The following is a 23,628-nucleotide window of genomic DNA, read 5'->3' as shown; positions in this document are numbered from 1 at the left end:
ATGAGGGGCCTGCGCCAACGCTACAAGTTTGCGCTCTCCATCCCGCCCCCGCCCTTCGCCTTTCGGCAAGCTCAAGAAGCTCAGGATGAGGGCTGTGGTTGTGCTGGCCAACAGCAAACTATGCCGCGTATGTCTGGCCTCTCCCATAATCAGGAACTCTCCAGCAGATCCCAGCTGCCCCCCCAGAAACGTCCTACCTTCGCCAATAACGAAGAGCGATACGGCTCACCCTTTGCTCACTGCCGCTTCGACCGCGTTGCCTTGCCTTTCCCTCATCCTGAGCTTGTCGAAGGGCGAGGGAAAGGGCACGCACGACCACCGCCACCGCCGCCCGCCTAGAGCTTCAGCAACATGGTGACGATCCCCGCCTCGCCGCTGTCCTTCACCACGAAACCGAAATCGCGGCACATTTTGAGCATCTTGATGTTGTCGCTCAGGACAATGCCCTCGATGGCCCCGATGCCCTCTTCCTTGCCGTAATCGATGAGCTGCTTCAGAAGCGCAAAGCCAAGCCCGTGGCCCTGAAGATCGGTGCGCACCAGAAGACCGTATTCGGCGATCTCCTTGTCCGGATCAGAGGAAAGACGGCCAATGCCCGCCATCTCGCCATCCTCCTCGCGCAGCGCGATGAAGGCCATGTCGCGCTCGTAATCGAGCTGGCTCAGCCGCTCCAGCATCTCGTCCGGGAAATGCTTGCGCGGGGCAAGGAAACGGAACCTGATGTCTTCGGGCGAAACGCGTGCGAGAAAATCAGGAAAAAGAGCCACATCCGCCGGCTTGATGGGGCGTAAATGATAGTGATGCCCCTCCAGGTCTACATCCTGTTCCCACCCGTCCGGATAGGGCCGGATGGCAAGGTCGGGGTTCGGTCCCCTGCGGTTGATCTCCGCCGGCTCGATCTCGATGCGCGCATCGAGCGCCACCACGCCGTCGGCATCGGCCAGCAGCGGGTTGATGTCCATGCCCTTGATGCAGGGAAAGTCGACGATCATCTGCGACACCGCATTGAGCGCGCCGGCAATCGCCTCGCGGTCTGCGGGGGCGCGGTCGCGATAGCCGGCAAGCAGCTTGCCGATCCGCGTCGAGGCCATCAGGTCGCCGGCCAGCACATCGTCGAGCGGCGGCAGCGCGATTGCCGTGTCCTCCATCACCTCGACAGCCGTGCCGCCCGCGCCGAACAGCACGACCGGCCCGAAAATCGGGTCCTGGCTGACGCCGAGGATCAGCTCGTGGGCATGCTTGCGCTCCACCATGGGCTGAACGACGAACCCTTCGAGTTCCTCGCGCGTGCCGGCATCCTCCAGCCGCTTGATGATGTTTTCGGCCGCCTTTTCCGCAGCCTCTCGCGTTTTCAGGCCCAGCACCACGCCGCCGACATCGGATTTGTGCGTGATGGTCTTGGAGAGAAGCTTGACGACCACCTTCTCGAATTTCTCGAAAAGCCGAGCGGCCGCCTCGCCCACATCCTGCGGCGTCTCCACGATCAGCGTCTCCGGCACGCGAATGCCGTAGGCAGCAATCGCCGCCTTGGCCTCCGGTTCCGTCAGCATGCGCCGGCCTTCGGCAGCCACTTTTTCGAGAATGGCGCGCAGGCCCTCACGGTCGCCCTGCACATCCTCGCTGCGGCTCGAAGGCACACGGGTCAGCGCCTTTTGCGCACGCGACCACTCGCCGAGATAAGACAGCGCCGCCGTGGCGCTGGACGGTGTGCTGAAATTGGCGATGCCGGATTCCTGCAAAATGCGCCGTCCCTCGCGCGCGGTCTCCTCGCCCAGCCAGCAGGTGATCAGCGGCTTGCCGTTGATCTTGCCCCGGTCGGCAAGGGCCGCAACCGCGCGGGCGGCATCGGAGGGCGAGGCAAGCCCCGTCGGGCAGTTGAAGACGAGAACGGCGTCCGTGTCTGCATCATCGGCGACCGCCAGAACCGCCTCGCTGTAACGCTCCGGCGGCGCATCACCGATAATGTCGGCGGGGTTCGAATGCGACCAGTTGGGCGGCAGCGCCCGGTCCATGCGGGCAATCGTTTCGGGCGAGAACTCGGCCATCGTGCCGCCCAGATCGTTGAGCCGGTCGACCGCCAGAACACCCGCGCCGCCGCCATTGCTGACAATGCCCACCTGCGCCCGCTGCAACGGGCGGAAGCGCGCCAGAACCTCGGCGGCGTCGAACAGTTCGCCCAGATCCAGAACCCGCAGAATGCCGGCGCGGCGCAGCGCCGCCTCGACCACGCGGTCCGCGCCTGAAAGCGCGCCGGTGTGGGTTGCCGCCGCCTGCGCCGCCTGCGCATGGCGCCCCGCCTTGATGGCGATCACCGGCTTCAGCCTTGCGGCCGCGCGCGCAGCCGTCATGAATTTGCGCGGGCTCGGGATCGTCTCGAGATACATGAGAATGCCGCGCGTGCGGCCGTCGCCCGCAAGCATTTCCAGATAGTCGCCCACATCCACGTCGGCCATGTCGCCCAGCGACACGATGTGCGAGAAGCCCACGCCCTCCGCCGCCGCCCAGTCGACCAGCGATGTGGCGATCGCGCCCGACTGCGACAGGAGCGCCAGCCCGCCGGGCTTTGCCTGCATATGCGCGAAACTGGCGTTGAAATTCATCGGCGGCACCATCAGCCCCACCGTGTTCGGCCCGATGATGCGGAAGAGATAGGGCCGCGCCGCGTCGAGCATGGCCTGCCGCAGACCGTTCTCGCGCGTCAGCCCGGCGGTGATGACAACCGCCGCACGCGTTCCCTTTTCGCCAAGCTCGGTGATGATGCCGGGCACGGTTTCCGGCGGCGTCACGATGACGGCGATGTCCGGCACACCGGGAATGTCTGCCGCGCTCCTGTAACAGGGACGGCCGTCGATCTCGCTGTATTTCGGATTGACCGCCCAGACCTCGCCGGCAAACCCGCCATCCTTCAGGTTTTGCATCACGATGTGGCCGACAGCGCCGGGCCTGCCCGATGCGCCGATCACGGCCACGGAGCGCGGGCGGGCGGCGAATTCGAGATTGCGGATCGTCATGGGCGATGACTCCGGGTTTTTCAGTGCGGAAATTTGCAGGGTCACTATAGCGGCATCCGGCAACGGAAATGCAACCCGCCACGGGCGGTTCCCCTCAGCCTATTTCGGTCAAATGCCCTAACACACAAGCCGTGGTGCGGCGGCCACGAGCGCCCGGCCCGCCTGCGACTGCGGATCTGCGATAATCTGCGGTGTCGCTCCCGTTTCGGCAATGCGGCCTGCCTCCATGATCGCCACCCGATGCGCGATGAGACGCACGACCGCCAGATCATGCGCGATGAAGAGGTAGGAGAGACCGTCGCTTTTCTGCAAATCAGCGATGAGTTCGAGAATATGGCCGCGCACCGACTGGTCGAGCGCAGAGACAGGCTCGTCGAACACGATCAGCGCGGGGCGCGCAGCCAGCGCACGGGCGATGGCGACCCGCTGGCGCTCGCCGCCCGACACTTCGTGAACGCCGCGCGCGGCATAGCCTGCGGGAAGCCCGACCCGCTCCAGCAGTGCGCCCACCCGCACCGGGCGCGCCGCACGATCCGCAAGGCCATGGATGCGCAACGGATCCGCCAGCACACCGCCGATGGTCGCGCGCGGATTGAAGGCCGCAAGCGGATCCTGAAACACCATCTGGATCGCGCGGCGGCGCGTGCGCAGCGCCCGCCCGCGAAGCTCAAGCCAGTCCTCGCCGAGAAGCCGCACCGCTCCCGCATCGGCCGGCAAAAGCCTGAGCAGCACCCGCGCGAGCGTCGACTTGCCGCTGCCCGACGCGCCCACCAGCCCCAGCGTTTCGCCCGGAGCAAGCGTCAGGCTGACATCATCAAGTGCGGTCACCCTGCGCCCCCGGCTGGTGAAGGTCTTGCAGAGGTTCTGCGCAACGAGAAGCGGCTCAGACATCGGCCACCCCGTCGATCAGGCGCGGTGTTGAAAAGTCGATCTGCGCGGCAAGAAGGCGCTTCGTACAGGCGTGCGCCGGCTGTGCGAGAACCGCCTGCGCCGCACCCTTTTCCACCAGCTGCGCCCGTTGAAACACGGCTATGTCGTCGGCAAAGCCGGAGGCGAGCGCAATGTCATGCGTGATGAAAACCAGCGTCATGCCCGCTTCGCGCACCAATTCGTCGAGCAGCGCCACGATCTCGGCCTGCACCACCATGTCGAGCGCGCTTGTGGGCTCGTCGGCGATCAGCAGCCCCGGCCGCGCCGCAATGGCGGCGGCAATGGCGATGCGCTGGCGCTGCCCGCCGGAAAACTGATGCGGATAGGCACGAAGCGCAGCCTGCGGATCTGGAATGCGCACCCGCTCAAGCAGGGCCAGCGCATGCGACCGCGCCGCGCGCCAGTCGAGCCCCAGATGACGCACCGCGCCTTCCGCCACCTGTTCGCCAATGGTCAGAACGGGGTTGAGGCTGCCGCCGGGATCCTGAAACACCATGCCGATATCGCGACCCGCAACCGGCGCTTTCGCAAGGCCCGGCCAGCCAATACTCCCCTCAATCCGCGCCTGCGGCGACAGCAGCCCGGCGAGCGCCAGCGCCAGCGTGCTCTTGCCCGATCCGCTCTCGCCGATCACCGCCAGCCGGCGGCCTTTCGCAATATCGAGATCGACGTCACGAAGCGCGAAACTTCGCGCATCATCACGCAAGTAGGAAACGGAAAGGCCCCGGATTTCGGCCAGCGGCGCGCTCATCCGCGCGCCTCACGGCCCGCCATCGCATCCGCCAGCCCCTCGCCCAGAAGATAGACGCCAAGCACGGTGGCCACGAGGCCCAGCCCCGGAACGATGGAAAGATGCGGCGCGGTGCGCAGCACATTGCGCCCCTCGGCGATCATCGAGCCCCAGGTCACCACATTGGGATCGCCAAGCCCGAGAAACGAAAGCGCGGCCTCCACCAGAACCGCCGTGGCGACGATCACCGCCGTAAGCGCCAGAACCGGCGGCAGCGCATTGGGCAGGACTTCGCGCAGAGCAATCTCGGCCGGATGCATGCCGATCACCCGCGCCGCCGCCACATAGTCGCGCTCGCGGATCGACAGGACTTCCGCCCGCACCAGCCGCGCCGGCCCGGTCCACGCACCAAGGGCAATGGCGAATATGATCACCGGAAGCGATGCCCCGGTGACGCTGACAAAAGCCAGCGCCAGAAGAAAGCCCGGCACGATCTGAAACGCATCGACCACCCGCATCAGCGCCTCGTCCACCAGCCCGCCGGCAAGCCCGGCAACCGTGCCGACAAGCGCCCCGGCGGCAAGTGCGCCCAGCGCCGTGGCGAGCCCGACCAGAAGCGATGTCTGCGCGCCATGCATCAGGCCCGCAGCCACATCCCGGCCCAACCGGTCCGTACCAAGCGGAAGCGCCGGATCGGTGAAGGGTGCAGTCATCGGCCGCCCGACAATCGTCAGCGGATCGCCCGGAAAAAGAAGCGGCGCGGCAAGCGCCATGGCGGCAAGCAGCACCAGAAGACAAAGCCCCGCCACCCCTTCGGGCGAGTGCAGGAGACGCCCTGCAACGCGGTTCATGACGACGCCTCCCCGCTGCCCACGCGCGGGTCGAGCGCCGCATAGGCAATGTCCACCAGAAGATTGACGACGATCACGAGCACCGCGCTGACGATGATGATGCCGGTCAGAAGCGGCGCATCGCGGCCTGAAACCGCTTCATGCGCAAGCCGTCCGAAACCCGGAATGGCGAACACGCTTTCCACCACCACACTGCCGCCCAGCATGGCCGCCGCCTGCAGGCCAAGCATGGTGACCAACGGCAGAAGCGCATTGCGCGCCACGTGGCGCAGCACGATGCGCCGCCGCGCCAACCCCTTGGCGCGCGCAAAAAGCACAAAATCCTGCCGCCAGGCTTCCGCCATGCCGGTTCGCATCATGCGCAGAAAAAGAGCCAGGTAAATGAAGCCGAGCGCGGAAACCGGCAGCACCAGATGCCAGGCAATGTCGGCCACGCGCGCCAGTCCGGTCTTGCCGGAAGCGATGGTTTCGATGCCGGCCGTGGGAAACCAGCGCAGATCGACCGCAAACACCAGAACCAGAACAAGGCCAAGCCAGAAGCTCGGAACCGCGTAAAGCGCCAGGGACCCGATGGAGAGCGCCCGGTCCGTCAGGCTTCCCGGCCGCGCGCCGGCAACAATGCCCAGAAACGAGCCAAGCGAGAAGGCAAGCGCCGTCGCCGCCCCCATGAGCCAGAGCGTGTTGGGCAACCGCTCCGCGATCAGATCGAGAACCGGCCGGTCGAACGTCACCGACCAGCCGAGATCGAACCGCAGCAAGGCCCCGACATAAAGCGTCAGACGTTTCAACAGCGATTGATCAAGCCCGTAGCTCTGGCGAAGCTCCGCCACGAGGCCCGCATCGCCGCCGCCCAGTGAAAGCAGATAGGCGTCCACCGCATCGCCGGGTGCTGCTTCCAGAAGCAGAAACGTGCCCACAATGACGATCAGCAGCACCGGGATGCTGCTGACGATACGCCGCCGCGTCAAAGTCAGGGCCCGGTGCATGCCAGTGCGTGTTCCTTGCGTTCTCAGGAAGCGAGTGCAGTATCAGTCCAGCTCGAAACCGGCCAGCGCGGATTGTTGCCCACATTGAGAACGGTGTCACTGGCAACCGTGGTAAAGCCCCACTCGGCCACATTGATCAGCGGCAGGTCTTCCACCACGATGCGCTGGAAATCGTTGTAGAGCGCGGTGCGCGCTTCCGTATCGATGGTCTCTGTCGCCTGATCGATGATCGTGTCGAGCTCGGCATTGGCATAACCACCCTGATTGGAAAACGGCACGCCATCCGGGATGCCCGACTGCACGAGGATCGTGGTCGAGATGGCCGGATCGCCGCGGAACACGGGCGAGCCAACGGCAATGTCGAAATCATGATCCGTGTAGACGGCCTTCAGATGCGCCGGCGTGTCGTTGTTCACCAGCGTCACGTCGATGCCCACCTTGCCAAGCGCCTGACGCAGATAGTCGCCGAACTGGCGCGTTTCGCTGAAGAAGGGCGCGGGCAGGAGGCGCAGCGAAAAGCGCTTGCCATCTTCGCCACGCGGATAGCCCGCCTCGTCGAGCAGCCTGTTCGCCCGCTCGATGTCGAAGGAGTAGGGTTTCACATCGGGATTGTAGAATTGCGGCGCGTTCTGCGGCACCGGGCCGGTGGCCGCCTGCGCATAGCCGAGAAACACCGTATCGACCACGAAATCCCGGTCGATGGCGTGCGAGATGGCCTGCCGCACCTTCTGGTCGGCGAGGATCTCGTTGCGATGGTTGATCTCCACCACAAGCTGATAGGTCAGCGCCTCATAGCCTTCCGTCACCACTTTCAGCCCCGGCACGCTGGCGATGCGTTCCAGATCCACCAGCGGCACCTGCGAGAAGGCGGCAAGCTGGATTTCGCCGGCCTCCAGCGCCGAAGCCGCCGCTGCCCGGTCGGGCAGAACGCGGAAGATGATCTCGTCCAGCTTCGGCAGCCCCTCGCCCCAATAGGCGTCATTGCGGGTCAGGCGATAATATTCGCCGGGCCTGTGCTCGGCGAATTTGAACGGCCCCGTTCCCACCGGCGCCTTGTTGGCAGGGTTGGCGGCAATGTCCGTGCCCTCATAGAGATGCTTTGGCAAAACGCTCGTCACCACCGGCAGCGCATTGCGAATGAGCTGGATGGGCGTGGGTGCGGAAAAGCGGAAAATGGCAGTGTGCGCATCGGGCGTTTCCACCGTGTCGAGATTGGCGAACACCACGCGGCCGAGATTTTGCAGCGGCTTCCAGACCTCCATCGCGGAAAAGGCCACATCCGCAGAGGTGAACGGCTCGCCATCGTGCCAGGTCACCCCCTCGCGCAGTTTGAAGGTGATGGAAAGCCCGTCTTCGGAGCCTTCCCAGCTTGTGGCCAGGCGTGGCGCAAGTCCGCCCTCGCCATCCATCATGGCTTCGGCCAGCGGCTCGATGACCTTGCTGGCGATGAAAAACACGCCATTCGACGCGACGATTGCCGGGTTCAGCGTGCGCGGCTCGGAATCAGCCGCCACAACCAGCCGTCCGCCGCGTGGCGCTTCTTCGGCCCCTGCCGCCCATGCCATGCGCAGCGGCCAGCCGGCCGCCGCCAGCGCCCCCGCGCCAAGAAGAAGATTGCGTCTCGAGATCAAAAGACCGGCCATCGGAAACCCTCGTTTTACGAGCCAACCATTTCCGGGCGGATCAGGTTCCCCGAAAACGTCATGCGCGAAGTTTAGAAGCAGCGCCTTGCACGAACAGGGCCATGAATGCGTTGCGTTGGTCCAGCCTGTTGAAGATGATCGCCTCAGAGATAAGGCGGCGTGCAGGCGGAAACGACGATGGTGCGCGTGTCGGACAGATTTTGGAAACGGTGCGGCTGGCGGCTGTCGAACAGATAGGCTTCGCCGGCCTTCAGAATGCGCATCTCATCCCCCACGGTGAGGGCGAGCTCACCCTCCACCACATAGCCGCCCTCGCTTGAGGCGTGCTGCAGCATGGTCTCGCCCGTGTCCGCCCCCGGCTCATAGACCTCGTGCAGGATCTGGAGATTGTGCAGGCGCGCATCGCCGATCTGCCGCAGGACCAGAAGCCCGCTCTCCGGCGCGCCCGCATTGATCGCCACACGCGACGTCAGGTCGATCAGCTCATCCCTGCCGAAAAAGGGACCGGGATTGTCCTCCCGCTCCGGCTCGAAGAAATCCGCCATGCTGACACCCATTCCCCCAAGCACCTTGCGCAGGGTGGAGATGGACGGGCTGATCTTGTTCTTCTCGATGTTGGAAATCTGTGCATGGGGCACGCCCGCCTGCTCGGCGAGCTGCCGCTGCGAGAGATTGCCGGCCGTACGCATGGCCTTCAGACGGGAGCCAATGTCGAAATCGTCCATAAATCCTTCGCCGCAACCTTTGCCCGTTCTGGTTTCCATCATCGCGCTCGCAGGGCCAAAACCGTGCAAACACGCTGCTATCCGCTCAAGATATTAGCCTTGAAGCGATTTCACAATGCGCAGATGCGTATAATTTTCAGTGCCTTCGAAGTCGCACCGAGAATGATCGCTCAAAATATTGAACAGAGAATTGCCTAGCTGCAAAATGAGTGCTACCGCTAGAAAAAGAGGAGAGAGGCGATGAGACAGCCTCATCCCGCAACAATACCTTCATTTCGACGCAGGACAAGCCGATGACCGACAAGCCAAATTCCCCAGAAGCGCGCGATATCGCCTATCACCTGCACCCCTATACGAACGCCAAGAAACACCTGCAGGACGGCCCGCTGATCATCGACCGCGGTGAAGGCGTGTTCGTCTACGACAACAATGGCAAGCAGTACATCGAGGGCATGGCCGGCCTGTGGAGCGTCGCGCTCGGCTTCAACGAGAAGCGCCTTGTGAAGGCCGCGACCGAGCAGATGGAAAAGCTGCCCTACTACCACACCTTCACGCACAAATCGCACGGGCCGGTGATCGAGCTTTCCGAAAAGCTGATCGGCATGGCCCCGGTGCCGATGAGCAAGGCGTTCTTCACCAATTCCGGCTCGGAAGCCATCGACACGGCGCTGAAGCTGATCTGGTACCGCTCCAACGCGCTTGGAAAGCCGGAAAAGAAGAAGATCATCGTCCGCAACCGCGCCTATCACGGCGTGACCATCGCCGGCGCATGCCTCACCAGCCTGCCGGCAAACCACAAATCCTTTGACCTGATCGTGCCGAACGTGCTGCGCATGACCGCGCCGCATTACTGGCGCGAGGCAATGCCGGGCGAGAGCGAAGAAGAATTCGCAACCCGCCTTGCCAGGGAACTGGAAGACACGATCCTGGCTGAAGGCCCGGAAACGATTGCCGCCTTCTTCGGCGAGCCGGTGCAGGGCGCCGGCGGCGTGGTCGTCCCGCCGGCCACCTACTGGGAAAAGGTGCAGGCCGTTCTGAACAAGTACGACATCCTGCTGGTCGCCGACGAAGTGATCTGCGGCTTCGGCCGCACGGGCACCATGTTCGGCTCCACCACCTATGACATCAAGCCGGACATCATGGTCATGTCCAAGCAGCTTTCGTCGTCCTACCTGCCGGCCTCGGCCCTGATGATCAACGACCGGGTGTTCGAGCCGATCATGGAAGAAAGCGGCCGCATCGGCACGCTCGGCCATGGCTACACGGCAAGCGGCCATCCGGTTGTCGCAGCCGTTGCACTTGAAAACCTCAAGATCATCGAGGAGCGCGATCTGGTGGGCAATGCCGCACGCATGGGCGAACGCCTGCGCAACGGCCTTGCCGCACTGGCCGATCATCCGCTGGTTGGCGAAGTGCGCGGCGTCGGCCTCATCGCCGCCGTCGAGCTCGTCACCGACAAGGCAAACAAGACGGCGCTCGAAACGCCCGGCGCGCTTGGCGCACTGGTCAACGCGCATCTCCAGGAAGCCGGCCTCATCAGCCGCGCCATGGCCGATGCCGTCGCGTTCTGCCCGCCGCTCATCATCACCGAGGGCGAGGTCGACGACCTGCTCGCCCGCTTCAAGACCGGCCTCGACAAGGCGCTCGCCGAACTGCCCAGGGAGGCAATGCCGGCATAACGGGCACCGCCAGCACATAATCGGAAAAGCACAATTGGAGGAGAATGCTTATGAAGATGAAGAACTGGCTTGCAATGACAGCACTTGCTGCGGTGGCGGGTTTCTCCGCCACCACGGCAAACGCACGCGACCTCACAGTCGTCTCGTGGGGCGGCACCTATCAGGACGCCCAGCGCGAGATCTACTTCAAGCCGTTTGCCGAAAAGGCCGGCAAACCGCTTCTCGACGAGGCATGGAACGGCGGCTACGGCGTTCTTCAGGCCAAGGTGAAGGCCGGCGCACCCAACTGGGATGTCGTTCAGGTCGAAGCCGAAGAGCTTGAGCTGGGCTGCGGCGACGGCCTCTTCGAGTATATCGACTGGGACAGGCTCGGCGGCGAGGACAAGTTCCTGGAAAGCGCCGTGCATGATTGCGGCGTCGGCGCAATCGTCTGGTCCACGGCAATCGCCTATGACGCCGACAAGCTGCCCGATGGCGGCCCGGCCTCATGGGCCGATTTCTGGGACACCGAAAAGTTCCCCGGCAAGCGTTCGCTGCGCAAGGGCCCGAAATACACGCTGGAGTTCGCGCTCCTTGCCGACGGCGTCGACAAGGACGAGATCTACGACGTGCTCGCCACGCCCGAGGGCATCGACCGCGCCTTCGCCAAGCTCGAAGAAATCCGCGACGATGTGGTCTGGTGGGAGGCCGGCGCGCAGCCGCTCCAGTTCCTGGCCTCCGGCGAAGTCGCCATGGCGTCCGCCTATAATGGCCGCATCACCGGCATCAACCGCACCGAAGATCGCAACTTCAAGGTCGTCTGGCCCGGCAGCATCTATGCCGTCGACAGCTGGGTGATCCTGAAGGACGCCGAGAACCGCGATGCGGGCATGGATTTCATCGCCTTCGCCAGCGAACCGGAAAACCAGAAGAAGCTGCCGGACTATGTGGCCTACGGCCTGCCCAACAACGAAGCCGCCAAAATGGTGAGCGACGCGCAGAAGGCAGAGCTGCCGACCACCGAGGAAAACCTCACCGACGCAATCGCGCTCGACGTCGATTTCTGGATCGACAATTCAGAAGCCCTGACCGAGCGTTTCAACGCCTGGCTGGCTCAATAAGAGCCAGTCGAGAGCCGCACCGGGCAAGGCGTCCATCGCCCTGACCGGTGCGGCTCTCATCGAAACGATCCATCGTTTCCGACAGCGCGACATCAAGCCAGCCGGGGGAGAGGCTCTTGAGCGAACTACGCATTCGATTTGACCGCGTGACCAAGTGTTTTGGTTCTCTTTGCGTGGTCGATGATCTTGAACTGGACATCGCGAAAGGCGAGTTCGTCAGCCTTCTTGGACCGTCCGGCTCCGGCAAGACCACGCTTTTGATGATGCTCGCCGGCTTCGAGCGCCCGACCAAGGGCCGCATCCTGGTCGATGGCGCGGTGGTGGACACGACCCCCACCTACAAGCGCGACATGGGCGTCGTCTTCCAGAATTACGCGCTCTTCCCGCATATGAGTGTCGGCGACAACATCGCCTTCCCGCTCCAGATGCGCGGCGTCGGCAAGGCCGAAATCGCCGAACGCGTCGCCAGAGCGCTCGACATGGTGCAGCTCAGCGCACTTGCAGACCGGTGGCCCGCCCAGCTCTCCGGCGGCCAACAGCAGCGCGTGGCGCTCGCCCGCGCCCTCGTTTTCGAACCCCGCGTCGTGCTGATGGACGAGCCGCTTGGCGCGCTCGACAAAAATCTGCGCGAGCAGATGCAGCTCGACATCCGCGCGCTGCACAACCGGCTCGGCCTGACCATCGTCTTCGTCACGCACGACCAGTCGGAAGCCCTCACCATGTCCGACCGGATCGCCGTCTTCAACAAGGGCAAGATCGAGCAGATCGGCACGCCTCGCGAGATCTACGACCATCCGCAGACGCGCTTCGTCGCCAATTTCATCGGCGAAACCAATCTTCTGGAAGGCACGGTCGCGGGCAGGTCCGCAGACGGTTTGCGCGTCCGCCTCGCCAATGGCGCGGAACTGACGGCCTCGGCTTCCGACAATTACACGCCTGGCGAAAACGTGCTCGTCTCCATCCGGCCGGAGCGCATTCGCCTCGACGCGCTGCATGGCGGCGACAACCAGTTTGCGGCAAAAGTTGCCGACAGCGTCTATCAGGGCAATCACCTGCGCATCCAGCTTGACGAGCAGGCGCACGACTTCGTCATCCATCTCGACCGCAAGGCCGAGCAGCATACGCCCGGCGCAGATGTCACCGCCCGCTTCCAGCCGGACGACTGCTGGGTGATCCGGCCATGAGCGGCACGGGCGGAAAAGGGCATCTGAGCGCGATCGCGCTGGTCGCGCCGCTCTTCCTCTTCATCGCGGTTTTCTTCCTGTGGCCGCTGGGCACGATGATGTCACAGGCCGTCTCCGACACCGCCGTCCTGCGCATCCTCCCGCAGACGGGGAAGGTCGCAGCCAACTGGGATCCGGAAACGCCACCGACGGCAGAGATGAAGGAGGCGCTCGCCGCCGATCTTCGCGCCGCCGATGACCGGCAGGCCGTTGGCGACATGACGCGCCGTCTCAACAGCGCCCAGCCCGGCTTCCGTACGCTGATGTCGCGCACCACGCGCGCGCTGCGCAAGGATGACGCGCCACCGCTCTCCGAGATTGACGAGCGCTGGGACGATCCCCGCTTCTGGCAGGCCATCACCGGCGCGCTTTCACCGACCACGGACCGCTATCTGCTCGCCGCCGTCGATCTGGAGCGCGATGTTTCCGGCAACATTGTCGCCATGCCCGAAGAGGCGTCCGCCAACCGCGACATCATGATCCGAACCTTCTGGATCGGCGCGCTCGTCACGCTTGCCTGCCTGGCCATCGGCTTTCCCTATGCGATGCTGATCGCCTCCACGGAAGGGTGGAAACGCCAGCTCCTGCTTGGCGCGGTGCTCCTGCCGCTGTGGACCTCGCTTCTGGTGCGCACCGCCGCGTGGTTCATCATCCTGCAGGACAACGGCCTCATAAATGCGGTCATCACCGGGCTTGGCATCTCCAGCGAACCTCTTGCCCTGATCTTCAACCGCACCGGCGTCGTGATCGCCATGACCCATGTGCTTCTGCCGCTCATGGTGCTGCCGATCTACAGCGTCCTGATCTCGATCCCGGGCAACCTGATGCCGGCAGCCGCCTCGCTCGGCGCAAATCCGCTGCGCGCTTTCGTACGGGTGCTTCTGCCGCTCAGCCTGCGTGGCGTCGCCTCCGGCTCGCTGCTCGTGTTCATGACCGCCATCGGCTACTACATCACACCGGCGCTCATCGGCGGCGCGGGCGACCAGATGATCAGTTCCGTCATCGCTTTCTACGCAACCGGTTCGGCGAACTGGGGCATGGCCGGCGCACTCGGCATCGTGCTGCTTGTCGTCACCCTCCTGCTCTACGCGGTCTACGGTCGTCTGTCGGCGGCCGAAGAAAGGAGAAGCTGACATGCTGTTGAAAAGCGCCCGGCTCACATTCGGCACGCTGGCAGTCATCTTCCTGCTCGCGCCGCTGATCGCCATCCTGCCGCTGGCCTTCACGTCCAGCCAGTTCCTCACCTATCCGATCCCGGAATTCTCGTTGCGCTGGTTCGACGAGCTGTTCACCGCCGCCGCCTGGCGTCGGGCGATCTTCAACAGCCTTGTCATCGGCGGCGGCACGACGGTGCTCGCCACCGTTCTGGGCACGCTTGCCGCGCTCGGCCTGCGCAACTGGAACCTGCCGTTCAAGGGCACGGTGCGCACCCTCTTTCTTCTGCCCATGGTGGTTCCCGCCGTGGTCATGGGCGTGGGCATGCAGGTGCTGTTCGTGCAGTTCGGCATTGCGTCCAGCTATTTCGGCGTCATCGTCGCCCACACCATCGTCGCCATCCCCTTCGTGGTGGTGAGCGTGATCGGCGGCCTCGGTGGCATCGACCGGCGTGTGGAACTGGCGGCGGCCAGCCTCGGCGCATCCCCGGTCACCGTGTTCCGGCGCGTGACCCTGCCGCTCGCCATGCCCGGCATCCTGTCCGGCGCGGTCTTGGCCTTCGCCACATCGCTGGACGAGGTGGTTCTCACGCTTTTCGTGGCAGGCCCCAACCAGCGCACGCTGGCGCGGCAGATGTTCGCCACGATCCGCGAGAACATCAGCCCGGCCATCGCCGCCGCAGCCTTCCTGTTCATTGTCGGCACCATCGCGCTCGCCATCATCGCATTGCTTGTGCGCCGGCAGATCGCCGCGCGACGGGGCGGCTAACCCCCGCAAACCAGCGCTTTCCAGCCCAAAAGCAGCCCGCAGCCGCATCCGGTTGCGGGCTGTTTTCACTCAGCAAAACAGGCTTATGTTTTTAAGTTATAATTGAGTCTGCAATTGCGATAGGACAGCGCACCTCCTGCGCTATAGGGTCGCGGAAAGCGTTCCCTATTGAGGTCCAACAGTGACAGATCAAATTCAGGAGACGCGGGAGGGTACAGGTGTGCCGATGTCCGCGCCCCAAGGAAATACGGAAAAATCAAGCCATATCAAATTCTTGATATGGGGCATTGTAGTCGCGGCCATTGTCGCCGTCTTTTTGCCGGCTCCATTGTTCGCCAGCAATCTCTCCTTCCTCTTCTACATGATGCTGTGGATCACCATGGCGACGTCGTTCAATTTCGTCGCTGGCCTGGCCGGATATATGCCTTTTGGTTATGTGGCGTTCTACGGCATCGGCGCTTACGCCACCGGCGTTCTGTACAAGACCTTCGGCCTGCCCATTCCCGTGGCGCTTGCCGGTGCGGCGCTGGCCGGTGTCACCATCGGTCTTCTGGTCGCGCCCACGCTGCGGCTCAAGGGTGTTTATTTCGGCATTGTCAGCCTCGCGCTCGCCATGGCCATGAAGCTCGTGATCTCGCTCATGCCGAGTGACATCACCGGCGGCAGCCTCGGCCTCATCCTGTCGGCGGCGAACGATCCCGTGGCCGCCTATTACGCCATGTTCGTGGTGCTGATGGGCGCTCTGGCAGCCGGCACCTGGCTTACCATGTCGCGCCTCGGCACGGCGCTGCGCGCCATCCGCGATGACAGCGAGGCCGCAGAGGTGGTCGGCGTCAACGTGGTGGGCACCCGCCTCAAGGCCTGGATCATGGCCACCATGTTCCCTGCCCTCGTGGGCGGCGTCGAGGCCTGGTACACCAATGCCATCGACCTCGATTCCTCCTTCAACCTGCTGGTGACGGCAAAGAGCATCGTCTACGCCATGGCCGGCGGCCTCGGCTTCCTGGTCGGCCCGATCATCGGCGCGTCCACGCTCTACGGCATCGACCAGCTGATCTGGCGGCATTTCCCGACCCTCAACCTGCTCATTCTCGGCGTGGTCATCATCGCACTGATGCTGCTCCTGCCGCGTGGCATCGTCGGGGCCTTCGCCCAGCGCTTCTCGCGCTTCCGGCGCTTCATTCCGTAAGACGTACAGGATTGAAACAAAGATGAACGAACTTCTGCTTCAAGGCCTCGTCAACGGCATCGTCGTCGGGCTGATCTACGCGCTGATCGGCGTCAGCCTCAACGTGATCTTCGGCGTCCTGCGCGTCGTCAACTTCGCCCATGGCGAATTCATCGTGCTGGGTGCCTATGGCGCCTATTTCGCCCAGGCCTGGCTCGGCCTGTCCCCGCTGCTCGCAATGCCGCTGATCTTTATCGTCTTCGGCATGATGGGCTACGGCCTCTATTTCGTGCTGGTTAAGCGTCTTGCGCGCTCCAACGATCCCGAGCACGCCTCGCTTCTGGTCATGTTCGGCCTGTCGCTCGTGCTGGGCGCGCTCATGCTGCTCGCCTTCGAGGCGGATGCACGCTCGCTCAACTTCACGCTCGACCCGCCCTTCCTGATGTTCGGCAACATCATCCTGCCGACCACCAAGCTGCTCGGCCTTGCGGTTGCGGTCGTCGTCACCGGTGCGCTGGCGTTCTTCCTCTACCGCACGCTGCCGGGCAAGGCGCTGCGCGCCATCATCATGAACCGTGACGCGATCCAGATCGTCGGCGTGGACCTGAACCACCTTTCGGCCCTGACCTTCGGTCTCGGCCTTGGTCTGGCGGGCATCACCGGCATCCTCGTGTCGATGATCTTCCCCTCCTTCTCCCCCTTCATCGGCCAGGATTACACCCTGATCGGCTTCATCGTGATCGTTCTGGGCGGCCTCGGCCATCCGATCGGCGCAGTCGCCGGCGGCATCCTGTTCGGCCTCGCCGAGCAGACGGCCATGGTGTTCTTCAGCGGAACCGTGGCGATGCTCCTCGGCTTCGTGCTCCTGATCGCCGTCATTCTCATTCGCCCCGCCGGCCTGTTCGGCGTGCAGAACTCGCGGTGACGTCATGTTGAAAGTCGACAAGCTCGTAAAGAAATTCGGTGGCATGACGGCGCTCGACGGCGTCAGCCTCACCCTCCCCGACCGGTCGATCCTTGGCGTTCTGGGCATGAACGGCTCCGGCAAGACCACGATGCTCAACTGCATCAACGGTCTCTATGACGCGACCGCCGGTGAAATCACGCTCGATGGCGTCAGCCTCATCGGCAAGGCCCCGCATGCGGTCTTCTCCGAAGGCGTGGGCCGCACCTTCCAGGTGCCGCGCATCTTCCCGCAGATGTCGCTCCTGGAAAATCTCTCGGTCGCACTCCTCAACAAGGGGATGAGCAACGCCGAGATCGCCGAAATCAGCGCCTACTGGCTGCAAAAGGTGGAGCTCTACCGGCTGCGCCACAACTATGCGGAAGAGCTTTCCGGCGGCCAGCAGAAGCTTCTGGAACTCGCCCGCATCATGGTGGCCAATCCGAAGCTGGTGCTGCTCGACGAGCCGTTCGCGGGCGTCAATCCGAGCCTCGCACTGCTGCTCATCAACATCATCCGCGAAATGCCGAAGGAGCTGGGCTGTTCGGTGCTTCTCGTCAGCCACGACCTCACCTCCGTCTACGAACTGTCCGACAACATTCTGGTCATGCATGAAGGCCGTGTCCTCGCTGAGGGCGACGCCGAAGCGATCCAGAAGAATCCGGACGTCATCGAAGCATACCTGGGAGCCTGACCATGCATGGCGTTGAACTGAGCATGGAGAACATCTCCGTCGCCTATAACGGAGACATCACGGTTCTCAAGGAAGTGGCATTGCGGGCAAAGCCCGGCGAGGTCACCGGCATTATCGGGCCGAACGGCGCGGGCAAGTCGACCGTGCTGAAGACCATCTTCGGCCTTCTGTCCACCAAGACCGGCACCATCACCATGGGCGGTCGCGACATCACCAATCTGAAGGCGTTCCAGCGCGCACTCGAAGGCGTGTCCTTCGTGCCGCAGAACCGCAGCGCCTTTGCGGGCCTGTCGGTCTACGACAATCTGCTTCTGGGTTGCTGGCCCTTCCGCAAGGACAAGGCCCGCATCGAACGCGCCATCGACGGCATTTTCGAGCGGTTCCCGATCCTCAAGGAAAAGCGCTCGACACTCGCCGGCTCCATGAGCGGCGGCCAGCAGCGCTTTCTGGAAATCGCCCGCGCGCTCGTCACCGAGCCGAAGGTGATCCTGCTTGATGAGCCCACGGCCATGATCGCGCCGAAGATTTCCAAGGATATCTACGCGCTCACCCGCGATCTCGCAGACCAGGGCGCCACCATCATTCTGGTGGACCAGAACGTGCGCCAGTGCGCCACGATTTCGGACCGCCTCTACATTCTGGAGCTTGGCCGCAACAAGGCGGAAGGCACCAGGGAGGATTTCGCCACCGACGGCCAGCTCAAGGAAATGGTCGCCGAGTGGATGAACTACAAGATCGACGTGTGAGGCGTCGTTTTTCCAAGATCAACAAAAGGGGAATGCCCATGTGGAATATGACCAAACGAAGCTTCATGGCAGGCACGCTGCTTGCCTGCTTTGCGCTGCCGGTCACCGGCCAGGCGCAGGAAAAGATCCGGATCGGCATGACGGTTTCGTCGTCCGGCAACTTCGCGCTCGCCTCGCAGTCGGGTGTGCGCGGCGTGGAAATCTGGGTCGATGAAGTCAACGCCAATGGCGGCCTGGAAGTGAATGGCGAGAAGCGCCTCGTCGAGCTCGTCAAGCGCGACGACCGCTCCGACAAGCAGATGGTGGCGCGCGTCTATGAAGACCTGATCGCCAATGAGAATGTCGACGTCCTGATGGCCCCGTTCGGCTCCACCCTGACGGCAGCCGCCGCCACGGTGACCGAGCGTCTCGGCAAGTTCATGGTCATCTGGTCCGCGGCCTCCGATGCACTGTATGACCAGGGCTTCAAGAACATCGTCTCGGCAACCCAGATGCCGGTGTCGCGCATGCCGTCGGCCGGTCTCGAAGCCGCCGCAGCACTTGGCAACAAGAAGGTCGCCATCGTCAATGTGGACGAGCCCTTCCCGGCCGGTCTCGCCGATGGCGCGGAAGCGATTGCCGAAAAGCTCGGCATGGAAGTGGTCCTGAAGGAAGACTATCCGAAGGGAACGAAGGATTTCAGCCTGCTCCTGCAGAAGGCGCGCGCGGCCGGGGCCGACGTGTTCTTCCCCACCAGCTATGAGGGCGATCTGATCTCCATGGTGCGGCAGATGCACCAGATGAACGTGAACTTCCCGTTCTCGTTCATGGTCTACGCCTCGACGCCGCAGTTCATCGAGATCGGCGACGATGCGCAGTACATCTACAGCCACACCAACTTCCACCCGACCATCAACTGGGAGGTCAATGCCGGCCTCGACCGTGAAGGCTTCCTGGCAGCTTACGAAAAGCTCTTCCCGGACGTCTCCTATGAGCCGGACTTCCAGACCGTTCTCGCCTATGGCGCCGCCGTCATCGCCGGCGAAATCATCGAGAACGCAGACAGCTTCGACGCCGCCGACATGAAGAAGGCGGCCATGGAACTCAGCGACAACCTGACGGTCCTCGCCGGTCCTTACGCGATCGACGAAACCGGCAAGCAGCTGAAAATGCCTTTCCCGGTCGTGCAGTTGCAGCCGGGCAAGGGGCTCGTGACCGTGTGGCCTGAAGAAGTCGCCGTTGCCGAGCCTGTGTACCCGATCCCCGGTTGGGATCAACGCGACTAGCCAACTTGCGCCCGGCTTCCGAAACGTCTCCCTCGGGGTCGGGCGCATTTTCTCAAGAAAAGAATATCATGGATCCGTCATTCGCGTCCCTCGCGGACCTCTCGAAAGCGCTGAGCGAAGGCTCGCTCACGTCCAGCACCATCACCCGGCATTTCCTGGAGCGCATCGCCAGGCATGACAAGGCTCTCGGCGCCTTCGTGCATGTCGATGCCGAGCGGGCAATGTCCATGGCGGAGGGGCTCGACAAGCTGCGCGCGTCTGGCGTGGTCTACGGCCCCCTTCACGGCCTGCCAATTGCCGTGAAGGACCTGGTCGACTGGCAGGACGAAACCTGTACGGTGGGCAGCGCCGCCTGGAAAGACCGGCGCTCAACCAGCGACGCCACCGTCATGCGCAAACTGCTTGCCGCCGGCATGATTCCGATCGGGCGCGCAGCAATGGTCGAATTCGCATTCGGAGGCTGGGGCACGAATCCGATATGCGGAACACCGCGCAACCCCTGGGACATGCAGACACATCGCATTCCCGGAGGCTCCTCCAGCGGCTCGGGCGTGGCCGTTGCCGCCGGCCTTGCGCCGGCGGCCATCGGCAGCGACACGGGCGGCTCCGTGCGCATTCCCGCCGCGCTCAACGGCATTGTGGGCCTGAAACCCACCTATGGACGGATCAGCCTGAAAGGCTGCTTCCCGCTTTCCAGCACACTCGATTCCATCGGCCCGATGACGCGCACCGTCGCCGACGCGGCCCTTCTGCTCGACGCGCTTTGCGGACCGGACGCCAGCGACCCGGCCACCCGTCTTGCACCGGCGCTGAAGCCGGGCGCATGGCAGGGCCTGCGCACGCAGGGCATGCGTGTCGCGGTTATGCGCGAAGAGGATTTCCCGATCCCGCTCGATGCCGAAAGCCAGGCCGCTTACGATCAGGCAAAGGAAGCGCTCATCAGCCTCGGCGTGACGCTGGTTCCCGCCGACCTGCCCTTCGCCTTCAACGAGCTGACGGAGAGCAACGGCCGCATCATCGCCGCCGAAGCCTATGCGATTCACCGCGATTACATCCACGACGAGAGCGTTCCCATCGGCCCCTATGTGCGCCAGCGCGTGCTCGCCGGAGCCAATGTCAGCGCCAACGACTATATCGAGACGCTCGCCGGCCACAGGCGCATGAAGGCGGTCTATGCCGATTTCATGAAGCCGTTCGACGCGCTGCTCACGCCGACGGTGCCCTTCCCCGCCATCCCCGTCTCGGAGGTGGATGAAACTGCGGTTCCGATGGCCGCCTATGGCCGCCCGGCAAACTATGTCGGCGCATGCGGCCTGGCGCTGCCGGCAGGCTTCACCGAAACGGGCCTGCCGCTCTCGGTGCAGCTCATGGGCGCAGCCTTCGCGGAGGAGCCGCTGCTTGCGCTCGGCGCAGCGCTTGAACAGCGCATCTCGACAACAGACCGGCTGCCGGACCTCACGGCAGGCTGACTCTCTACGGACAGCAAGGAGTTTCCGATGACGCAATCCACCTGCGACACGCTTTTGACAAACGCTTTGCTGTTCGATGGCCTGGGGGGGCAACCGACCCGCGGCGGCGTGGCACTCTGCAATGGCCGCATCGCCGCGGTCGGCGACGTTTCCGGCTGGCAGGCAAAAGAGACAATCGACCTCGACGGTCTCAGCCTCGCACCCGGCTTCATCGACGTTCACACCCATGACGATCTCGCCGTCCTGAACGACAGCGCGATGGAGCCCAAGATCACGCAGGGCGTGACCAGCGTGATCGTCGGCAATTGCGGCATCAGCCTCGCGCCATACGCAAAGCCCGCCGAACTGGTGCCCCCGCTCGGCCTTCTCGGCACGGCGGAAGACTATCGCTTCGGTTCCTTTGCCGCCTACCGCAAGGCGGTGGATGCAGCCGGCGTCGCCGTCAATGTGGCCGCCCTTGCCGGCCATGGCACGCTGCGCGCCATGACGCTCGAAGATACGGATGCGCCCGCCTCCGAAGGCCAGATCGTGGCCATGCGCCTCCTGCTCGAAGAAGCGCTGGAGGCAGGCGTTCTGGGCCTCAGCACCGGCCTTGCCTATCCGGTCGCCCGCCACGCACCGACCGATGAGGTCGTGGCGCTCTCACAGACACTCGCCGCCTTCCCCGGCGCGCTCTACGTCACCCATATGCGCGATGAACGCGACCGGGTGGAAGAATCCGTCGGCGAGACGATTGCCATCGGTCGGCGCGCCGGCGTCCCGGTGGTGATCTCGCACCACAAATGCATCGGCCGCCACAATTACGGGCGATCGAAGAAAACACTGTCAATGATCGACAGCGCGCTTCGCCATCAGGACATCGCCATGGATGTCTATCCCTATGAGGCAAGCTCGACCGTGCTCCTGCCGGAGCTGACCCGTCATGCGGAGCGCATTCTGGTCATCGATTCCACCGCCCATCCCGAATTCAACGGGCTGGAGCTTTCCAAAGTCGCGGAGAAAATGGGCTGTGATCAGGAAGAAGCGGCCCGCAGGCTTTCGCCCGCACGCGGCATCTATTTCCAGATGTCGCCTGAAGACATCAACCGCATCATGCAGCACCCGCGCACCATGATCGGCTCCGACGGCATCCCCGGCCCGCAGGCCCATCCGCGCCTCTGGGGCACCTTCCCCCGCGTGCTTGGCCGCTATGTGCGCGAAGATGGCGTGCTGCCGCTCGAAGAAGCCATCCGCAAGATGACATCCCTGCCCGCCCAGATCTTCGGCTTCGCCCGGCGCGGCAGGCTGCAGGAAGGCTTCCATGCCGATCTTGTCGCCTTCGATGCCGACACGGTTCTGGATCTTGCCGACTACGACACGCCAGACCGCCCGTCGGCCGGCATCGAGCATGTGTTCGTCAATGGCGTCGCGGTTCTCGCCAATGGCGCGGTCACCGGCGCGCGCGGCGGGCGTTTCGTGGCGCGTGGCGAGGCCTGACCGGCAGGAAAAGCGTCACCCCTCCCGGTGCAGTTCCTGGCAGGCCGATTTCAGAATCCTGATGAACATTTCCTCGGCGTTGGAGATCGCACGGTTCTCCGACGTCAGCGCCGTGATCGAGAATTGCAGGTTGGGCACCAGCGGGCGCAGCCGCACGCCGCGCGTGTAGCGCGCTGAAAATTCGTCCACGATGGCGCAGCCCACGCCCTGACTGACACAGGCCGCCGCCACTGAATAGGTGTGCACCGAAATCCGCGGCTCATAGGGCAGGCCCTCCTCGTCGAAGGCCGCCTTCAGGAACACGCCCACGGGCGATTCCTTCTCAAGCCCGACAAAGGATTGCATGTCGATTTCGCTCAGATGCACCGGCGAAGGATCGAACGACCTGGCGGGATCATCCGTCTCCAGATAGGTCAGGCTCATCGTGCCCACCGTGGTGGAGCTGATGCCCGGCGTTTCAACGATGTTGAAGGCCACCGCCAGATCGAGATCGAGCGCATGAAGGCGCTTCAAAAGCACGTCATAGTGATGGGTGAACAGCTCGATCTTGAAGCCTTCCCAGTGACGGGGCAGGTTCGACATCACTTTCGGCGCAAGCCCCACGCCAAGACTCGGCAGAAAGCCCACCCGCAGCACATCGTCGGGATTGCGCCCCAGATTGCGCGCGAGCGTGCGGAAACGCTCAAGCGCGCCATGCACATCCACGGCCTCGGCAAACAGAAGCTCCGCCTCGCGCGTCGGCACAAGCCGCTGCTTCACGCGATCGAACAGCTTGAAGCCGAGAAGCGATTCCGCGTGCTTCAGCGTCCGGCTGAGCGCCGGCTGCGAGACATTCAGCCTTTCAGCCGCAGCATTGATCGACCCGGCCAGACGGATCGCGTGAAAAACCTCTATGTGCCGTAGATTCATTAAGCCCGATTTGCTTCTGCGTGTTCCCATCCGCAGTCTTGTGGCTGCGCTTGCCGGCAATCATACACGCTCGCCGGAATGCCATGCACAAAAACTTTCCGGCGCAAAAGAATTCATAAACAACTTTAGGTCACACATTGGTCCCGAGTGTATTTGT

The 23,628-nt window shown here is 63.8% G+C and carries 20 protein-coding genes; 12 read left to right on the top strand and 8 right to left on the bottom strand.

All coding sequences use genetic code 11. The annotated features are described in order from the left end of the window. Nucleotides 1-335: 335 nt before the first annotated feature. From NDI72_RS04550 to NDI72_RS04520, 7 genes are all read right to left on the bottom strand, one after another. Nucleotides 336-3,011: a bifunctional acetate--CoA ligase family protein/GNAT family N-acetyltransferase gene (locus NDI72_RS04550; RefSeq protein ID WP_283799798.1), complete on the bottom strand. Its 2,676-nt coding sequence runs from the start codon at nucleotides 3,009-3,011 to the stop codon at nucleotides 336-338. A 117-nt stretch (nucleotides 3,012-3,128) separates the two neighbouring features. Further along, on the bottom strand, nucleotides 3,129-3,902 hold the full coding sequence (locus NDI72_RS04545) for an ABC transporter ATP-binding protein (protein ID WP_283799797.1): 774 nt from the start codon (nucleotides 3,900-3,902) through the stop codon (nucleotides 3,129-3,131). Beyond that, nucleotides 3,895-4,692 carry an ATP-binding cassette domain-containing protein gene (locus NDI72_RS04540; protein ID WP_283799796.1) on the bottom strand — a complete coding sequence of 266 codons (798 nt, stop codon included), beginning with the start codon at nucleotides 4,690-4,692 and terminating at the stop codon, nucleotides 3,895-3,897. Before NDI72_RS04540 ends, NDI72_RS04545 begins: the two co-directional genes overlap by 8 nt. Continuing rightward, nucleotides 4,689-5,522 carry an ABC transporter permease gene (locus NDI72_RS04535; protein WP_283799795.1) on the bottom strand — a complete coding sequence of 278 codons (834 nt, stop codon included), beginning with the start codon at nucleotides 5,520-5,522 and terminating at the stop codon, nucleotides 4,689-4,691. The genes NDI72_RS04540 and NDI72_RS04535 overlap by 4 nt, the downstream gene beginning before the upstream one ends. Further along, complete coding sequence (locus NDI72_RS04530; RefSeq protein WP_283799794.1) at nucleotides 5,519-6,508, bottom strand: ABC transporter permease; 990 nt, start codon at nucleotides 6,506-6,508, stop codon at nucleotides 5,519-5,521. Before NDI72_RS04530 ends, NDI72_RS04535 begins: the two co-directional genes overlap by 4 nt. 23 nt (nucleotides 6,509-6,531) lie before the next feature. Next, nucleotides 6,532-8,151, bottom strand: a complete 1,620-nt coding sequence (locus NDI72_RS04525) for an ABC transporter substrate-binding protein (RefSeq protein WP_283799793.1) — start codon at nucleotides 8,149-8,151, stop codon at nucleotides 6,532-6,534. A gap of 143 nt (nucleotides 8,152-8,294) precedes the next feature. Then, nucleotides 8,295-8,876 (bottom strand): cupin domain-containing protein, encoded by a 582-nt coding sequence (locus NDI72_RS04520; RefSeq protein ID WP_113156016.1) that lies wholly within the window; start codon nucleotides 8,874-8,876, stop codon nucleotides 8,295-8,297. A gap of 293 nt (nucleotides 8,877-9,169) precedes the next feature. Here NDI72_RS04520 and NDI72_RS04515 point away from each other — a divergent pair, with 293 nt between their 5' ends. The 12 genes from NDI72_RS04515 (at nucleotide 9,170) to NDI72_RS04460 (ending at nucleotide 22,562) form a co-directional block, all read left to right on the top strand. Next, nucleotides 9,170-10,555 carry an aspartate aminotransferase family protein gene (locus NDI72_RS04515; RefSeq protein ID WP_113153034.1) on the top strand — a complete coding sequence of 462 codons (1,386 nt, stop codon included), beginning with the start codon at nucleotides 9,170-9,172 and terminating at the stop codon, nucleotides 10,553-10,555. Nucleotides 10,556-10,611: 56 nt separating this feature from the next. Beyond that, nucleotides 10,612-11,655 carry an ABC transporter substrate-binding protein gene (locus tag NDI72_RS04510; RefSeq protein WP_502888372.1) on the top strand — a complete coding sequence of 348 codons (1,044 nt, stop codon included), beginning with the start codon at nucleotides 10,612-10,614 and terminating at the stop codon, nucleotides 11,653-11,655. A 116-nt stretch (nucleotides 11,656-11,771) separates the two neighbouring features. Beyond that, nucleotides 11,772-12,839, top strand: coding sequence for an ABC transporter ATP-binding protein (locus NDI72_RS04505; RefSeq protein ID WP_283799792.1), 1,068 nt, complete (start codon nucleotides 11,772-11,774; stop codon nucleotides 12,837-12,839). Next, nucleotides 12,836-14,011: an ABC transporter permease gene (locus NDI72_RS04500; protein ID WP_283799791.1), complete on the top strand. Its 1,176-nt coding sequence runs from the start codon at nucleotides 12,836-12,838 to the stop codon at nucleotides 14,009-14,011. The genes NDI72_RS04505 and NDI72_RS04500 overlap by 4 nt, the downstream gene beginning before the upstream one ends. A gap of 1 nt (nucleotide 14,012) precedes the next feature. Further along, nucleotides 14,013-14,801, top strand: coding sequence for an ABC transporter permease (locus NDI72_RS04495; RefSeq protein ID WP_113153038.1), 789 nt, complete (start codon nucleotides 14,013-14,015; stop codon nucleotides 14,799-14,801). A gap of 328 nt (nucleotides 14,802-15,129) precedes the next feature. After that, on the top strand, nucleotides 15,130-15,990 hold the full coding sequence (locus NDI72_RS04490; protein ID WP_224924528.1) for a branched-chain amino acid ABC transporter permease: 861 nt from the start codon (nucleotides 15,130-15,132) through the stop codon (nucleotides 15,988-15,990). A gap of 22 nt (nucleotides 15,991-16,012) precedes the next feature. Continuing rightward, on the top strand, nucleotides 16,013-16,894 hold the full coding sequence (locus NDI72_RS04485) for a branched-chain amino acid ABC transporter permease (RefSeq protein ID WP_113153040.1): 882 nt from the start codon (nucleotides 16,013-16,015) through the stop codon (nucleotides 16,892-16,894). A 4-nt stretch (nucleotides 16,895-16,898) separates the two neighbouring features. Continuing rightward, nucleotides 16,899-17,606, top strand: a complete 708-nt coding sequence (locus NDI72_RS04480; RefSeq protein WP_113153041.1) for an ABC transporter ATP-binding protein — start codon at nucleotides 16,899-16,901, stop codon at nucleotides 17,604-17,606. A gap of 2 nt (nucleotides 17,607-17,608) precedes the next feature. Continuing rightward, entirely contained in the window at nucleotides 17,609-18,352 is a 744-nt protein-coding gene (locus NDI72_RS04475) for an ABC transporter ATP-binding protein (protein ID WP_065815876.1), read from the top strand. A 47-nt stretch (nucleotides 18,353-18,399) separates the two neighbouring features. Further along, nucleotides 18,400-19,617 (top strand): amino acid ABC transporter substrate-binding protein, encoded by a 1,218-nt coding sequence (locus tag NDI72_RS04470; protein ID WP_222473982.1) that lies wholly within the window; start codon nucleotides 18,400-18,402, stop codon nucleotides 19,615-19,617. Between the two features lie 68 nt (nucleotides 19,618-19,685). Further along, complete coding sequence (locus NDI72_RS04465; protein ID WP_283799789.1) at nucleotides 19,686-21,086, top strand: amidase; 1,401 nt, start codon at nucleotides 19,686-19,688, stop codon at nucleotides 21,084-21,086. Nucleotides 21,087-21,113: 27 nt separating this feature from the next. Next, nucleotides 21,114-22,562, top strand: a complete 1,449-nt coding sequence (locus NDI72_RS04460; protein WP_206544263.1) for an N-acyl-D-amino-acid deacylase family protein — start codon at nucleotides 21,114-21,116, stop codon at nucleotides 22,560-22,562. 15 nt (nucleotides 22,563-22,577) lie between these two features. Here NDI72_RS04460 and NDI72_RS04455 read toward each other — a convergent pair whose 3' ends face one another. Then, nucleotides 22,578-23,471 (bottom strand): LysR family transcriptional regulator, encoded by an 894-nt coding sequence (locus tag NDI72_RS04455; RefSeq protein ID WP_283799787.1) that lies wholly within the window; start codon nucleotides 23,469-23,471, stop codon nucleotides 22,578-22,580. Nucleotides 23,472-23,628 lie beyond the last annotated feature (157 nt).

Origin of the sequence: Nitratireductor sp. GZWM139, from assembly GCF_030068685.1 — a bacterium.
Lineage (GTDB): Bacteria > Pseudomonadota > Alphaproteobacteria > Rhizobiales > Rhizobiaceae > Nitratireductor > Nitratireductor aquimarinus.
The sequence above is the reverse complement of the archived record's forward strand: the minus strand, read 5'-3'. Positions and strand labels throughout refer to the sequence as shown.